Below are 15,650 nucleotides of genomic sequence, written 5' to 3'. Positions count from 1 at the left end.
CAATAGGAGGTGACAGGTGCGGCGGGACTACAAAGCTACCCACAAAGTAGGGCGCCCGCCTAAAAGTTGGGGCCGCGGGAGCGGGCGGGCCGGCAGCCTAGGCCCACGGCCAAACCGCCCGCGGCCTTTTCCGGTTTTCAGCGCACGTCCCCGCCCGTTTCGGGGTTATCTTTGCCGGATGGGGGCCCGACTGGCCGCCCGCAAGTTTGCCATGAGCATCACGAAAGAAGCTGTACTGAAAGCCCTGAGCTACGTCGAGGAGCCCGATCTGGGCAAGGACCTCGTCACGCTCAACATGATTGAGGACGTGCAAATCGACGGCCGCAACGTCGCGTTTACCGTGGTGCTGACCACGCCCGCCTGCCCCCTCAAAGAGCTGATTCACAATGCCTGCGTGCGCGCCATCCACACGATGGTGGACAAAGACGCGGAGGTGACCGTGAACATGACCTCGCGCGTGACGACCATGCGCCAGAACCGCGACGTGCTGCCCGGCGTCAAGAATATCATTGCCGTGGCCTCGGGCAAAGGCGGCGTGGGCAAGAGCACCGTCACGGCCAACCTCGCGGTGGCCCTGGCCCGCTCCGGCGCCAAAGTCGGCCTGATCGACGCCGACATTTCGGGCCCCTCGATGCCGGTGATGTTCGGCGTGGAGGACTCGCGCCCCCACGTGTTCCAGAGCGAAGACGGCCGCAACCTGATCGAGCCCATCGAGCGGTTCGGCGTCAAAATCATGAGCATCGGCTTCCTGGCCCCGGCCGAGTCGGCCATCGTGTGGCGCGGGCCCATGGCCTCGTCGGCCCTAAAGCAGTTCATCACCGAGGTGGACTGGGGCGAACTGGACTACCTGCTGCTCGACATGCCCCCCGGCACCTCCGACATTCACCTGACGCTGGTGCAGACGCTGCCCGTGACGGGCGCCGTCATCGTGACCACGCCGCAGAAAGTGGCCCTGGCCGACGCGCAGAAGGGCTTGCAGATGTTCCGCCAGCCGCAGATCAACGTGCCCGTGCTCGGCATCATCGAGAACATGGCCTGGTTTACGCCCGAGGAGCTGCCCGAAAACAAGTATTACATCTTCGGGCAAGGCGGCGGCGCCGCGCTGGCCGCCAAGCACGAGGTGCCGCTGCTGGGCGAAATTCCGCTGGTGCAGGGCATCCGCGAAAACGGCGACCAGGGCATTCCGGCCGTGCTACAAACCTCCTCGGCCGTAGCCCCGATCTTCGAGCAGCTGGCCGAATCGGTGGCCCGGGCCGTGTCCATCCGCAACAACGTGGCCCCGCGCACGCAGGTGGTCGAAATGAAGTAAACGGCCGAAGTGCCGCGAAAGTCCGAACTTCGCGCTTCGGTCAAGTGTCTCGTAAGTATGTCTGCAACCGCCACTTTGTTTGAACACCCGCTGCTGCCGCGCATCGAGCACGCCCTCGACGGCATCCGCCCGTACCTGAAAGCCGACGGCGGCGACGTACGCGTGCTGGACATCAGCGAGGATATGGTGCTGCGCCTGGAGCTGCTCGGCGCCTGCGGCACCTGCCCCATGTCGCCGATGACGCTTAAAGCCGGCGTGGAAGAATCAGTGAAGAAGGCCGTGCCCGAAATCCGGGCCGTGGAAGCGGTGAACCTGGCCACGACTCCGCAGCCGGCCGGGCAGGAAGGCCGTCCGCAGCCGCCCGCGCCCGTGTCGACGCCCAACTAAGCAGCAGTTGCATCCTAACAGCGGCGCGCCCCGCTTCTGCCGGTTTCGGCGGAGGCGGGGCGCGCTGGTTGAGGCCCGGTGCTTGTTAGCGGTATTCGGCGGGAATTTCCGTAATGGGCCGGATCTGAATGTTGCGGTAATACGCTTCGGCGGCCTCCGATTGAATCTGAATTTTGCCGTTGGTCAGCGGGCCTTGCGAGCCGTCGGGCTTCCACTCGCGCGAGTTTTCCAGCACCATCACCACCTGCCCGTTAACGACGTGGATGCTCTTTTGCCCCAGGCAAATCAATTCAACGGTATTCCATTGGCCCAGGGGTTTTTCGTTGTTGTGGCTCCGGCGGCAGCGGCCATCGGGCTGGCCCATGCCAAACGGTCTTAAGGTCGCTGTCGGGTCGTACATCCAAGCCGATTCGTTATCTACGGTTCGGTAGGAAGACTTTACATCCATACCCGGCCCGAGCGCAAAATAATCCCCCATATCGGTTTCCTGAATCTGCATTTCCTGGGCGAGCATCCACACGTTCCAGAAGGCGCCGTGGCTGCCTTTGGCGTGGTACAAGATGCCGTTATCCCGTTTGTCGTTTAGGCGGGGTTCGTACTTGCGCGTCCCCCATTTGAATTCGGCTTTGAAGTGGTAATTACCGAATTCCTGCTTGGTGCTCAGCCCGCCGTATATCTGCCCGGAAATCTGCAGAACAGGCTTGCCGTTTTCCGTAATGACTTTAAATACTTCCAGGGGGTCGTTGTTCAGCCCCAGCGGAATGCCGTTGACTCCGTCCCCACTAGGGTGGCCGGGGATGTTCACCGTGTAATGCGGCACCCCGATAAACTTATCCCACTGCGACAGGTTTTGGTCCAGCAGGTTGGTCCACAAATACGTCGGATTTGGGTTGGGAGTCAGCGTCCGCTGCGAGGCGCCCATGGCGTACTGAATGCCGCCGAGCAGGTGCTGCAAAAACAACGGCTCCCGGTAGCTTTCCTCCGTATGGCCGCCGGCGGTGTAGAAAGCGCGCCCGTCCTGGTAGGTGTGGTACCACGCAATGGGGTGTGAGGCGCCGTGAATCCCGCCCGAGTAGGACTGCTCGTTCAGATTCGCCAAGACCTGAATGCTGGGATTTAAATTTTTGAAATTATACCACTCGTCGGTGCGCTGCCAGGAATCGGGCAGAAACGCGGTGGCATCGTGGTTTTTATCCACCACGTCGATGGTTGCCGGTTGAATGGCCGGGTGACTATCGAAATAAGCGCCCACGAGGCCGTTGTACCAAGGCCAGTCGTATTCGGTATCGGTGGCCGCGTGCACGCCGACAAACCCATTGCCCGCCCTGATGTATTCTTCGAATACCCGTTGCTGCGCATCGTTTAACACGTCGCCGGTAGTGCTCAGAAATACGACGGCTTTGTAATTAGCTAAATTGTCGCGCGTAAAATTCGCCGCTACTTTGGTGGTATCGACGCTGATATTATTATCGGCGCCTAATTTCCTCAGCGCTTCAATGGCCACCGGAATAGACGAATGGTAAAATCCGGCCGTTTTGTAAAACACCAGAATTTTAGGATTCGGCTCGGGGGTTTGGTCTTTTTCTTTGTGATGACACGCATTCAGAAAAAGCGCCGCTACTAAAAAAATAAAAATGCGGACTTGTGTTTTCATGACGATTACAACAAAGGTCAACTCCAGAAACTATGTTTTTGATCAATCAGTCATGCAGCCAAAAATTAACCGCTGACTGCCAATAACCCCACGCGACTAATGCCATACATAGCCAAACGGGGCGTAACGCAGAATTACCTTTTCGGCACTCATTGCACGTGTTACTTCTGACCAAGAGGCACAAAAAAGTCTCCTGGCTGTGCTTATCAATCCGCTATATTACTCAATATATCGTTACGTCATAATACTTGACAATGTTCTACTAATCAGTTTGTTAAAATCAGGTTAAAAATCCCGTCACCGAGCTGTCGGCGCGCCGGCGCTGAGCCGTTGCTCGTAGCCGGCTGCCCGGCCCACAGGGAGTAGCCCTGCGCAACTTCTGGGGCAGCCCTTCCGGTGATTACCGGGCTGCTTCTACCTTTGCCCTACTCATCCTTTCCGCCTTCCACCCTCATGGCCAACCCCAACGACCCCGCCCTGCACTCCTGGATTGACATTCCGCCCCACAGCGACTTTCCCATCCAGAACCTGCCCTTCGGCGTGTTTTACACTGAGGAGCGCGGCACCCGCGTGGGCGTGGCCATTGGCGAGTACGTGCTGGATTTGTACGCGGTAAGCCAGTTTGGCTACTTCCGCGGGTTGGACTTGCCCACCGAGCCCAAGGTGTTTCGGCGCCGCTCCCTGAACGCGTTTATCAAGCTGGGCCGGCCGGCGTGGCGGGCCGTGCGCCAGCGCGTGAGCGAAATCTTGCGCCACGACAACGGCGAGCTGCGCGACCAGGAAGCCGCCATGCGCGAGTGCCTGCTGCGCCAGCGCGACGTGCAGATGCTGCGCCCGGTGAAGCCCCAGAACTACACCGACTTCTACAGCAGCATCGAGCACGCGACGAACGTGGGCACTATGTTTCGCGACCCGAACAATGCCCTGCTGCCCAACTGGCGCTGGATTCCCATCGGCTACCACGGGCGTACGAGCAGCATCGTGGTGAGCGGCACCGACATTCGCCGGCCCAACGGGCAGCGCAAGGCGCCCGACGCCCAAGTGCCCACGTTCGGCCCTTCGCAGCAGCTGGATTTCGAGCTGGAGGTGTCGATGGTGGTGGGGCAGGCCACGGAAATGGGCCAAACGGTGCCGCTGGCCGAGGCCGAAGACCATATTTTCGGGCTGATTCTGTTCAACGACTGGTCGGCGCGCGACCTGCAAAGCTGGGAGTACGTGCCGCTGGGGCCGTTTCTGGGCAAAAACTTCGGCAGCAGCGTGTCGCCCTGGGTGGTGACCCTCGACGCGCTGGAGCCCTTCCGGGTGGCCGGGCCGGCGCAGGAGCCCGAGCCCCTCGCCTATCTGCAGCAAACCGGCGCCCACAACTTCGACATTCAGCTGGAGGTGAGCCTGGCCCCGCAGGGCGGCCCCGAAACCGTTATCAGCCGCACCAACTACAAGGACATGTATTGGAGCATGGCCCAGCAGCTCACCCACCACGCCAGCAACGGCTGCCCGCTGGAAATCGGCGACCTGTACGCCTCGGGCACCATCAGCGGCGCCGCGCCCGATTCCTACGGCTCGATGCTGGAGCTGACCTGGCGCGGCACCAAGCCCCTGACGCTGGCCGACGGCTCGCAGCGCAAGTTCATTCAGGACGGCGACACGGTGGTGATGCGCGGTTTCTGCCAGAAGGACGACTTGCGCATCGGCTTCGGCGAGGTGCGTGGCACGGTGCTGCCGGCGGCAGAGTAGCTCCGTTTGTGACTTTCCCGGTCCGAAATGCAGTTTTCGGCTGGTCGGCAGTACCATATGCATTATCATTGCACGTGCCCACGTCAGCAGTAGCGGCGTGGGCACGTTTACTTACTTTCTATTCACGTGCGTTCTTCCTTTCTGCCTTGTGCCGCCTTGGCGGCCGTTACCGTGCTCGGGGCGGTTTCCAGCCAAGCCCAAACCATTAGCGGGACCATCCGCAGCGCCAGCACCCACGAACCGGTGCCCCTCGTCAACCTAGGGTTGCCCAGGCGCAACCTCGGCACCGTGGGCGACAAGCACGGGCGCTACCAACTCGCGGCCCAAGCCGCGTACGCGGCCGATACCGTGCGCGTGTCCAGCCTGGGGTTTGAGCCCTTGCTGCTGCCGCTGAGCGCCCTGCTGACCCAGCCCGACCTGGAGCTGAAGCCCCGGCCGGTGCTGCTCGACGACGTGGCCGTGGCGGGCAATAGCGCCTACTGCGACCTGCGGACCGTGGGCCTGGCCAAATCGACCCGCGGCTTTGTCATCCACCTGCTCTCCAACCAGCTGGGCACGGAACTCGGGGCCCTGGTGCACCTGCCCAAACGCCCGGCGCTGCTGCAAAGCCTGAACGTGGTGGTGGCCAGGAACGAAGCCGGCCCCTTGACCTTCCGCCTGAATCTGTACCGGCTCGATGCGCAAGGCTTCCCGACTGCCGCCAAGCTGCTGCCCCACGACGTGCTGCTCACCGCCGGCCCGCAGGCCGGGGTGCTCACGGTGGACCTCGCCGCCCAGAAGGTGGTGCTCGACGAAGACTTTGTGATGGGCCTGGAACTGGTGCAGGTGCCTGCGTCCGCGGACCAGCCCGATCTGACCAAGCAAATCAGCTTCGGCGGCGCTCTGGAATCGGGCGGGCAACTTTTTGTGCGCCTCGCCAGCCAGGGCCAGTGGCTCAAGCCCACGGTTAAGAGCAACGGCCCCTTGTTGGGCAAGCGGCCCGCCGTGGCCCTGTACGCCACGGTGAAAGAATAGCGGACGGACGCGGCGAAGGCCACGCGGCACGTAGCATTGGGCGAGGCTGATTTTTCCTAGCCCAACGCCGGCCGGGGCACCCGCTCGGCCCGCAGCCGGCGCCAGCGGCGTACCAGCAGAAAGCCGCCGGCCAGCCCGCCCAGCACCAGCCAGTACACCAGCTCGGTGGCCCACACCCCGGCCAGCGGCACCCGCAGCCAGTGCACGGCCGCGTAAGCCGCGAGTAAATAGGCCCCGATGGCCAGCACTTCCATCTGAAACGCCCGTCCGGCCCCGCCCAAGCCGATGATGCTGTTGTAGAGAATGTTGCTGGCGGCAAACACGGCTAGAATCAGCGTCAGCACCGGGGCCAGGGGCACCAGGGCGGCGTTCAGGGCCGGCTCGGAGGTGAACAGGCCCCCGATGTGCACTGGCAGCAGCGCAATGGCCAGGCCCGCCGGCAAGGTGATGAGCAGGCTCAGGGCCACGGTCCGGGCTATGACGGGCGCCAGCAGCTCGGGCCGGCGCTGGCCCAGGTAGCGGCTGGTGAGCGTGTAAATGGCCGAAGCCAGCGCCAACGAAGGCAAACTCACCACCGTGTACACGCTGCGCACGATGTTGGACACGGCCAGGGCCTGGCTGCCCAGCTCGCCGACCAGTACGAAGAAGCCGAACCAGCCGGCCGTTTCGACCAGCTGCTTGCCCACGATGGGCGCCCCGAACAGCAACAGGCGTCGCAGCACCAGCCGCATGGGGCCGTGGCGCAGCAGGGCGTAGCGCGGGCGCAGCCCCGGCCGCCCCAGCGCCAGCAGCAGCACCGCCGCCCCCACCGCCTCCGACACCACCGAAGCCCAGGCCGAACCGGCAATGCCCAGGCGCGGCAGCCCCAGCCCGCCCCACACCCAGCCGTAGTTAAGCAGCAGGTTGGCCGTGGTCATCAGCAGGGTGCTCAGGCTGATGATGCGGGTGCGGCCGATGCCGGTGAAAAACCCCGCGAGGCAGTGCCACAAAAAACTCGCCGGCAAGGCCCACACCACGGCCCGCAGGTACAGCTGCATCTGCGCGGCCACGGCCGCCTCGGCCACGAGGCGCGTGGCCAGCCAGGGCGTCAGCGCGTAGCCCAGCACGGCCAATACCGCGGCCAGCGCCAGGCTCAGGTACAGGGTGTTGTCGAACAGGCGGCCGACGGCGCGGCGCCGCCCCTGCCCGAGGCGGCGGGCGGTGAGAATCTGCAGGGCTACGGCTAGGCCCGCGCCCACGGTGGTGAGCAGGTAAAACAGCAGCCCGCCCAGGCCCACCGCGGCCAGCGGCACCGCCCCCAGCCGCCCCACAAACACCGAATCTGTCAGGTAAATGGCGCTCTGAGCCAGGCTGCCCAGCATGATGGGCGCCGCAATGTCGAGGATGGCGCGGTAAGACGCCGGACGCCGGCGACGGGGCATGGGGCAAGTAGTGAAATGGTGAACTTGTGAAGTGGTGAGTGCCGTGCTGATGGCGCGAAATGCGCAAATGGAGCAACGCTGCGACGCTAGCACGTCAACTCACCCGTTCACAGCTTCACAATTTCACCTTTATAGTAGCAGTTCAGGATGGAGTCCATGGCTTCGCGGCCGGCGGCTACGGCTTCCACCTTGGCCCGGTAGCGGGTTTCGATAAGCGGGCTCAGCGGCTGGGCCACCTGGTTGAAGCGGCGAAAGGCATCCATCAGCTTGGCGTCCCACTCGGGGTGGAAGTTCAGCAGGTCGTCGGGCAAGACCTGGGTGCGGGCGCTGCCGGGCTCGGGCAGGCAGTCGAACGGCTCCCACACGTTGAGGTAGCCGTAGTCGTCGGTCAGCTCCTCGCCGGGGTGAATGTCGCGCACGGCCAGCTCAAAGTTGTACGCCGTCGACACCAGGGAGCTGTTGAAGGAGTGGTTGACGAAGCGGGAGTTGTCCCAGCAGAGCACGAAGTCGCCCTGCGCGTCGCGGTAGCTGTACTTGTTGAGGATGTCCTTGTGGATCTGGTCGAGCCCTCGCACGCGCTCCGGGCTGAAAGTCTGGTCGAAGGCGTCGAAAATCCAGCAGATGGTGCCCTTGGGAATAAAGCGGGTGGCCACCACGCCGTAGCCGATTTCGGGAGAGATGAAGCGCAGTTCGGTGTCGGGATGGATCATGGGGAGGGAAGTACAGCAGGCGGAAAACGCAATAGTAGCCAAAAGCCGGATGCGGCCCTAACGGCCCGTTTGCTGGGCCTAACGCAGCGGCTGCCAACCGGTTGCGCCGGCGCTGCTTCCCCTTGATTCGCCGCCGGGCAGCCTACGGATTTACCACAGGCGCCCCTGCGAGAAATACGTAAATCGGCCCGCCAAAACGCCGTTTACTGCTTTCCCGGCGTACTACTCCCTTGACTTCGACCGGCCCGTGCCCCCGTGGGCGCCGCGCCCGGCCGACAGCCGTTCCTTCCTACCCTCACCCAAAACACCCATTCTATGCTCGCTATGGATTATCGCGGCCCGAAGCGCGTCCGCGTCACCCAAAAGCCCATGCCCGAAATCAAGCATCCCGAGGATGCTATTGTGCGGGTGACGCGTTCCTGCATCTGCGGCTCCGACCTGCACCTCTACAACGGCAACGTCCCGGACACCCGCGTGGGTACCACCTTCGGCCACGAGTTTATCGGTGAAGTAGTGGAAGTGGGCTCGGAAGTCACCAAGCTCAAGGTAGGCGACATGGTGCTGGTGCCCTTCAACATTGCCTGCGGGCGCTGCAGCTTCTGCCAGCAGGGCCTGTTCGGCAACTGCCACGAGTCGAACCCGATGGCTACGGCCGTGGGTGGCATCTACGGCTACTCGCACACCGCCGGCGGCTTCCACGGCGGGCAGGCCGAGTACGTGCGCGTGCCCTACGCCAACTTCGGCCCGACGGTGATACCCGAGGGCATGGACCCCGACGACGCGGTGCTGCTCACCGACGTGGTGCCCACCGGCTACCAGGCCGCCGAAATGGCCGGTATCCAGCCCGGCGACACGGTAGTGGTGTTCGGGGCGGGCCCGGTGGGCATCATGGCCGCCCGCTGCGCCTGGCTGTTCGGTGCCGGCCGCGTCATCGTGCTCGACCACATCGACTACCGCCTGGAGTTCGTGAAAAACTACGCCCCGGCCGAGGTTTACAACTTCAAGACCGACATGCAGGACCCGGTGCTCTTCCTCAAGAAGCAGACCGACTGGCTCGGCGCCGACTGCGTGATTGACGCCGTGGGAGCCGAGGCCGCCGGCGACGTGATGCAAACCATCACCGGGCGCAAACTGCTGGTGCAGGCCGGCTCGGCCACGGCCGTGCACTGGGCCATCAACTCGGTGAAGAAGGGCGGCATCGTGAGCATCGTGGGCGTGTACGGCCCCACCGACAACCTGGTGCCCATCGGCAACGTGCTCAACAAGGGCCTGACCATCCGGGCCAACCAAGCCTCGGTGAAGCGCCTGCTGCCGCGCCTGATCGAGCACGTGCAAAACGGCGTTATCCGGCCCAAGGAGCTGATTACGCACCGCATCCCGCTGGAAGACATTGCCGACGGCTACCGCCTCTTCTCCGACAAGCTCGACAACTGCATCAAGCCGGTGCTGACCATGCCCACGTCCCGCTAACCTCCTTATGCCCAACCCCATGGACAAGTACCTCATCGACCCGAAATCGGTGCCCGGCTGGGGCATCGATGCCGACCCGGACAACGACCCGACCTACCCCATGAAGCCCAACCGCACCGACGTGGAGCAGCAGGGCTACACTTGGGAGCGGCCCACCCAGCAGCCCGCCGACGTGGAAATTTTGCACTCCAACGAGCGGCCCAACCTGACGGCCGTGTTCGGCACGGCCTCGCCCCCCATGGGCCTGAGCGGAATGATCCGCCGCTGGGCCTTCCGCTGGAGCGAAAACGAGTACAACCACTGGCTGCCCCTCATCCTGGCCGACCGCGTGAACGTGGTGGAAGGCGTGCTTGAAGATATTGCCCACGGCACCTTCCCCAACATCTGGAAAGAAAAGGGCTATAACGCCTCCTGGAAGCACGACCGCACCGGGCTGGTGCTGCGCCTGGCCGCCTTCACGGCCGTGGCCGGCGGCTTGGTGCTGTGGCTGTCGTCGGATGGCGACAAGAAGAAAGCCAAGCGCCAGCAAAAGCACTACCGCGGGGCCTACTACGAGCAGTAGGCCCGCCCCGCTCCCCCGCCACAAAGCCCGGTTGGTTTCGCCAGCCGGGCTTTGTGCGTGAATGGCCCGGTGGCCGCCGGCGAAATTGACATAAAGCATGGTACTTTTACCTGCTGGGCGCGGGCTCAACTGCTACGCGGAGCCGCTTTTATCTTCTTCATTATAGTATGCGAAACACCTTTACCCTAGCCGCCGCGCTGTGCGCCAGCGTGCTGCTTCACCCCGGCGCGGACCTGCGGGCCCAAAGCCTGGACCCCACCTTCCTGCCATCCGTGCTCAAAACGCTGCCGACCTCGTCGCTGCAAATGGGCGTGAGCACGCTGGCCGTGCAGGCCGACGGCAAAGTGTTGGCCGCCGGTGGCTTCGACTTCGTCAACGGCACGCTGACGGGCAAGCTGCAACGCTTCAACGCCGACGGCACCGTGGACACCGGCTTCAACGCGGGCACCGGCGCCAACGGCTTCGTTGCGGCCGCGCTGCTGCAGCCCGACGGCAAAATCCTGCTGACGGGCGGCTTCACCACCTTCAACGGCACGGCTACCACCAACCTGGTGCGCCTGAACGCCAACGGCTCGCTCGACGCGACCTTTTCGAGCTCCAGCGCCGACGTGCCGCGGCAGCCGATGAGCCTCGCGCTGCAAGCCGACGGTAAAATCCTGGTCAGCGGCACTTCCATTAGCCTGATCGGCCAAAACGCCCCGGGGCTGGTGCGCCTGAACGCCGACGGCACCCGCGACCCCAGCTTCAACCCCGGTACCGGCTCCGATGGCAGTTTCGTATACGCGGCGGTGCTGCAGCCCGACGGCAAAATCCTGGCCGGCGGCACCTTCTCCAGCTTCAACGGCCAGCCGAGCGGCAACGTAGTGCGCCTGAACGCCGACGGCTCGCTCGATACCAGCTTCAGCACCGTCGGCGTGTTGGTTAGCGGCACGGCGCGGGTGCTGCTGCGCCAGCCCAACGGCAACATCCTGGTGGGCGGCAGCTTTTTCGCGGGCAGCTCCGGCACCATCAGCTACCTGGCCCGGCTGCTGCCCTCCGGCGCCTTCGACAACAGCTTTACGCCCGGCACCGGCCCCAACGGCAGCGTGACGAGCATGGTGGCCCAGAGCTCCGGCTCGGTGCTGCTTGGCGGCTCGTTTACGCAGTACAACGGCGTGGTGCGTGGCCGCGTGGCCCGCATCTCGGCCGATGGCGTGCTCGACGCGGCCTTTGCCCCTGGTACCGGCGCCAACGCCGGGGTGCAGACGCTGGCCGAAACCAGCACCGGGCAGGTACTCATCGGCGGCTCATTCAACCAGTACAATGCCACCGGCCAGCAGGCCCTGGCCCGGCTCAGCAGCAGCGGCTCGCTCGATCTGGGCTTCGCCCCCTTGGTGGAAGCCCGCGGCACCGTGCAGCTGGCCGTGCCGCTGAGCACGGGGCAGCTGCTGGTGCAAGGCAACATCGGCACCTTTAATGGTACGGCCCTGACCGGAGCCACCACGCTGCCGCGCCGCGTGAATGCCGACGGTTCGCTAGACGCCACCTACGCGGCGGCCGTGGGCGGTTCGGTGCTGGCCGTGCCCCCGACCAGTGCCCAGTACGCCGGCAGGGCCTACGTGCTCGACAACACCCCCAGTGCCACGGTGCGCCGGCTGCTGCCTTCCGGCGCCCTCGACAACAGCTTTACCATGCGCACGCTGGCCAGCCGTTTCGGCACCGCCAGCTCGGGGCCAGTGCTGCTGACCGGGACCACCGCCCAGGCCGACGGCAAGCTGCTGGTCTACGGCGTGTTCAGCTCCTACGACGGGGTCACGCGCAACGGGCTGGTACGCCTCAACGGCGACGGCACGCTCGACACCTCGTTTAACCCGCCGGCCAGCACTGCTCTGCCGGCCACGCTGGGCGACCTGCGCCGCGTGACGGCGGTATTTGTGCTGCCCAGCGGCAAAGTACTCTACCAATGGGGCGCCTATTCGGGTTCGAGTCAGCTGTTCCTGACCCAGCTCAACGCCGACGGCTCCGTCGACAATGCCTTCTCCATCGGCACGGGCCCGGGCAACGCCGCGGGGCCGTATCCGTTCTTCAGCCTGCTGCCCCAGCCCGACGGCAAGCTACTCGTCTGGAACTCGAGTTTTACCAGCTTCAACGGGCAGTACACGCCCTACGGCGTGACGCGCCTGACCCCCACCGGGGCCGTGGATGCCACGTTCTCCGGGCTGACGGAGTACTACACCCCGCGCTGCGTGCAAGCCGACGGCAAGATCCTGGCTAGCACCGGCAATAACATCTTGGCCAACGCCAGCAGCCAACTGGTGCGCCTGAACGCCGACGGCTCGCTCGATACCAGCTTCACGCCCGTAGCCGTACCCGGCAGCATCTTCACCGGCGACGACGTGCTGACCGGCGTCGCGCTGCAGGCCGATGGCAAGCCCGTGCTCTACGGCTCGTTCCGCTACGTGGCCGGGCAAACGCGCATTGGTCTGGCCCGCCTCACCGCCACTACCACGGCCACCAAGACCAGCACCGCCCTCCTGCCCTTGACGCTCTACCCCAACCCGGCCCGCCAAGCGGCGCGGGTGCAACTCCCCGCGGGTGCCCAGCAGCTGCGCCTGCTCGACTTGCAGGGCCGCACGCTGCAGCAGCGCCACCTGGCGGCTCGCCAAGTGGAAGGGACGCTAGAGCTGAGCACCGTGCCCGCCGGCCTCTACCTGGTGCAGGTGGTCGGCGCCGCGGGCCTCTACCAGCAACGCCTGGTGGTGACGCACTAACCGTCCGCTACGCCGTGGCGGCGGCACTGGCCGTCATTGCGAGACGGAGCCGAAGCACCCGCCGGAAGGCGTAGCCAATCCTTCCGCTAGAAGCAACGCCGACGCAATTCTTCTTGACCGAAAACAGCAGCGCCCGAAACTGTAGCATCAGTCTCGGGCGCTGCTGTTTTTTTGCTCCTGCCAGTCGTGCCGTTTGTGCCGCGAGGGGAAGGATTGACTACGCCTTCCTGCGGGTGCCGCGCTTGACTACGTCAACCTTCGGTTCGCTCGCAAGGACGGCGGGGTGAGCCGGCTTCTATTTTCGGCCGCTGATGATTTCGTCGACCACGCCCGGGTCGAGCAGGGTCGTGGTGTCGCCGAGGTTGCTGGTTTCGCCCTCGGCCACTTTGCGCAGGATGCGGCGCATGATTTTGCCGGAGCGCGTCTTGGGCAGGCCCGACACAATCTGAATCTTGTCGGGGCGGGCAATTTTGCCGATTTCGGCCACCACGGTTTCAATCACGCTGGCTTCGATGTGCTGCCGCTCGGTGTCCTTGGCAGGCACGCCGTTTTGCAGGATGACGTAGGCGTAGATGCCCTGCCCCTTCACGTCGTGCGGAAAGCCCACCACCGCCGACTCCACCACGTGCGCGTTCTGGTTGATGGCGTTTTCGATTTCGGCGGTGCCGAAGCGGTGGCCCGACACGTTGATGACGTCGTCGACGCGGCCGATGATGCGGTAGAGTCCCTGCTCGTCGCGGCGGGCGCCGTCGCCGGTGAAGTAGTAGCCCGGGTAGGGCCGGAAATAGGTTTGCTCGGCGCGCTCATGGTCGCCCCAGGTGGTGCGGATGACGCCCGGCCACGAGGCCTTGATGGCCAGGTAGCCCTCTTGGTCGTTGCCCTCGATTTCCTGGCCTTCCTGGGTGAGCAGCACCGGCTGCACGCCCGGCAGCGGCAGGCCGGCGTGGGCGGGCTTGCTGGGGGTGATGCCCGCCAGCGCCGAAATCATGATGCCTGCCGTTTCCGTCTGCCACCAGGTATCCACCACCGGGCAGCGCTCCTTGCCCACGTGCTGGTAGTACCAGTACCAGGCTTCCTCGTTGATGGGCTCGCCCACCGAGCCGAGCACCCGCAGCGAGTCGAGCGAGTAGCTGAGCACGTTGTCGAGCGGGGCGGCCATCAAAGAGCGGATGGCCGTGGGGGCGGTGTAGAAAATGCTCACCGAGTGCTTGTCGATGACCTCCCAGAAGCGGCCGGCGTCGGGGTAGGTGGGCACGCCCTCGAACATGAGCGAGGTGCTACCGGCCAGCAGCGGGCCGTAGAGCAGGTACGAGTGGCCCGTCACCCAGCCGATGTCGGCGGTGCACCAGTACACGTCGTTTTCCTCCACCTGAAACACGTTGCGGAAGGTGTAGTCGGCCCAGACCATGTAGCCGGCGGTGCTGTGCACCACGCCCTTGGGCTTGCCCGTCGAGCCGGAGGTGTAGAGAATGAACAGCGGGTCTTCGGCGGCCATTTCCTCGGCCGGGCAGGTTTTGGCCACGCCCTCGGCTTCCTCGTGGTACCACACGTCGCGGCCTTCGTGCATGTGCACCGGCCAGCCCAGGTGCTCCACCACCAGCACCTTGCGCACCGAGGGGCAGTGCACCAGCGCCTCGTCCACCACGCGCTTCACCGGAATCTGCTTGGGGCCGCGGTTGAGCCCGTCGGCGGTGATGACGAAGGCGGCCTCGGCGTCGTTGACGCGGTCGGCAATGGCGGTGCTGCTGAAGCCGGCGAAGATGACCGAGTGAATGGCGCCGATGCGGGCGCAGGCCAACACGGCAATGGCCAGCTGCGGAATCATGGGCAGGTAGAGGCACACCCGGTCCCCTTTCTCCACGCCGAGGTTGTGGAGCACGTTGGCAAAGCGGCACACTTCCTGGTGCAGCTCGCGGTAGGTCAGGCGCAGGTGGCGCTGCTTGGGGTCGTTGGGCTCCCAGATAATGGCCAGCTTGTTGCCGCGCAGGGCCAGGTGCCGGTCCAGGCAGTTCTCGGTGATGTTGAGGCGGGCGCCGTCGAACCAAGTGCTGCGGCCGGCGGGCGAAAACTCGCCGCCGCGCACCGTATCCCACTTGCGGCGCCAGGTGAAGGGCTCGGCGACTTCGGCCCAAAACGCGTCGGGCTCGTCCACGCTGCGGCGGTAAGCGGTGTGGTAGTCTTCGATGGAGCGGATGCGCGGATGAGTGGCAGGCATGAGGCGTTGATTGGTATTGGGGGCGGCAGTTTACAAAAACCGGCTGGGCCGTGGGTGAAGAATCGTCGCAGAATGTGGGGCGGAAGTCGCAGAATGGCTCGTGGCGGCCCCGCCCACTTCTACGTCGGTTCAGCGCACTTCTACGTCCGTCAAACGGCTTCTAAGAAGGTTGCGCACGCTTCTAAGAGCGTTTCGCATGCTTCTACGTCCGTTTCGCGCGCTTCTAAGACGGACCCGCAGGCTTCTAAGAACGTCCGACAGCTTCTAAGACGGTTTCGCTCGCTTCTACGTCCGTTCAACAGTTTCTAAGACGGTTTCGCGTGCTTCTAAGAGCGTCTCGCGCGCTTCTTAAGAAGGTGGAGCGGGCTCATACGATGAGTTGACTAAGCCCAAGCGTCTGTGTAAATGGCTACCAGAATGATGA

At 64.4% G+C, this 15,650-nt stretch carries 11 protein-coding genes; 7 read left to right on the top strand and 4 right to left on the bottom strand.

What is annotated here, in order from left to right:
• The first annotated feature begins 211 nt into the window (after positions 1-211).
• Together LJ737_RS07055 and LJ737_RS07050 are read left to right on the top strand one after the other, a co-directional pair.
• Positions 212-1,309 (top strand): Mrp/NBP35 family ATP-binding protein, encoded by a 1,098-nt coding sequence (locus LJ737_RS07055; protein ID WP_227764091.1) that lies wholly within the window; start codon positions 212-214, stop codon positions 1,307-1,309.
• A 57-nt stretch (positions 1,310-1,366) separates the two neighbouring features.
• The gene (locus LJ737_RS07050) at positions 1,367-1,696 is read left to right on the top strand and encodes a NifU family protein (RefSeq protein ID WP_227764089.1); all 330 of its coding nucleotides are present in this window, start codon (positions 1,367-1,369) and stop codon (positions 1,694-1,696) included.
• 85 nt (positions 1,697-1,781) lie between these two features.
• Here LJ737_RS07050 and LJ737_RS07045 read toward each other — a convergent pair whose 3' ends face one another.
• A complete protein-coding gene (locus LJ737_RS07045) occupies positions 1,782-3,350 on the bottom strand; it encodes a ThuA domain-containing protein (protein ID WP_227764087.1) in 1,569 nt (522 codons plus the stop codon).
• Between the two features lie 453 nt (positions 3,351-3,803).
• Between LJ737_RS07045 and fahA the strand changes: the two genes are divergently transcribed.
• Together fahA and LJ737_RS07035 are read left to right on the top strand one after the other, a co-directional pair.
• Positions 3,804-5,084 (top strand): fumarylacetoacetase, encoded by a 1,281-nt coding sequence (gene fahA, locus LJ737_RS07040; protein WP_227764084.1) that lies wholly within the window; start codon positions 3,804-3,806, stop codon positions 5,082-5,084.
• A 126-nt stretch (positions 5,085-5,210) separates the two neighbouring features.
• Complete coding sequence (locus LJ737_RS07035) at positions 5,211-6,098, top strand: carboxypeptidase-like regulatory domain-containing protein (RefSeq protein WP_227764083.1); 888 nt, start codon at positions 5,211-5,213, stop codon at positions 6,096-6,098.
• 56 nt (positions 6,099-6,154) lie between these two features.
• Here LJ737_RS07035 and LJ737_RS07030 read toward each other — a convergent pair whose 3' ends face one another.
• A complete protein-coding gene (locus tag LJ737_RS07030) occupies positions 6,155-7,519 on the bottom strand; it encodes an MATE family efflux transporter (protein WP_227764080.1) in 1,365 nt (454 codons plus the stop codon).
• A 107-nt stretch (positions 7,520-7,626) separates the two neighbouring features.
• Positions 7,627-8,229, bottom strand: a complete 603-nt coding sequence (locus tag LJ737_RS07025) for an SET domain-containing protein (protein WP_227764078.1) — start codon at positions 8,227-8,229, stop codon at positions 7,627-7,629.
• Between the two features lie 315 nt (positions 8,230-8,544).
• Here LJ737_RS07025 and LJ737_RS07020 point away from each other — a divergent pair, with 315 nt between their 5' ends.
• The 3 genes from LJ737_RS07020 to LJ737_RS07010 all read left to right on the top strand — a co-directional run bounded on the left by LJ737_RS07020 (position 8,545) and on the right by LJ737_RS07010 (position 13,011).
• Positions 8,545-9,699, top strand: a complete 1,155-nt coding sequence (locus LJ737_RS07020) for a zinc-dependent alcohol dehydrogenase (protein ID WP_227764076.1) — start codon at positions 8,545-8,547, stop codon at positions 9,697-9,699.
• Positions 9,700-9,706: 7 nt separating this feature from the next.
• Positions 9,707-10,261: a hypothetical protein gene (locus tag LJ737_RS07015; RefSeq protein WP_227764073.1), complete on the top strand. Its 555-nt coding sequence runs from the start codon at positions 9,707-9,709 to the stop codon at positions 10,259-10,261.
• A gap of 167 nt (positions 10,262-10,428) precedes the next feature.
• On the top strand, positions 10,429-13,011 hold the full coding sequence (locus LJ737_RS07010) for a T9SS type A sorting domain-containing protein (protein WP_227764072.1): 2,583 nt from the start codon (positions 10,429-10,431) through the stop codon (positions 13,009-13,011).
• Positions 13,012-13,306: 295 nt separating this feature from the next.
• Here the strand turns inward: LJ737_RS07010 and acs are convergent, their stop codons facing one another.
• Positions 13,307-15,226, bottom strand: a complete 1,920-nt coding sequence (gene acs / locus LJ737_RS07005) for an acetate--CoA ligase (RefSeq protein ID WP_227764070.1) — start codon at positions 15,224-15,226, stop codon at positions 13,307-13,309.
• Positions 15,227-15,650: the final 424 nt, after the last annotated feature.

The sequence above is a fragment of the Hymenobacter sp. 15J16-1T3B genome (assembly GCF_020711235.1).
GTDB lineage: Bacteria > Bacteroidota > Bacteroidia > Cytophagales > Hymenobacteraceae > Solirubrum.
The sequence above is the reverse complement of the archived record's forward strand: the minus strand, read 5'-3'. Positions and strand labels throughout refer to the sequence as shown.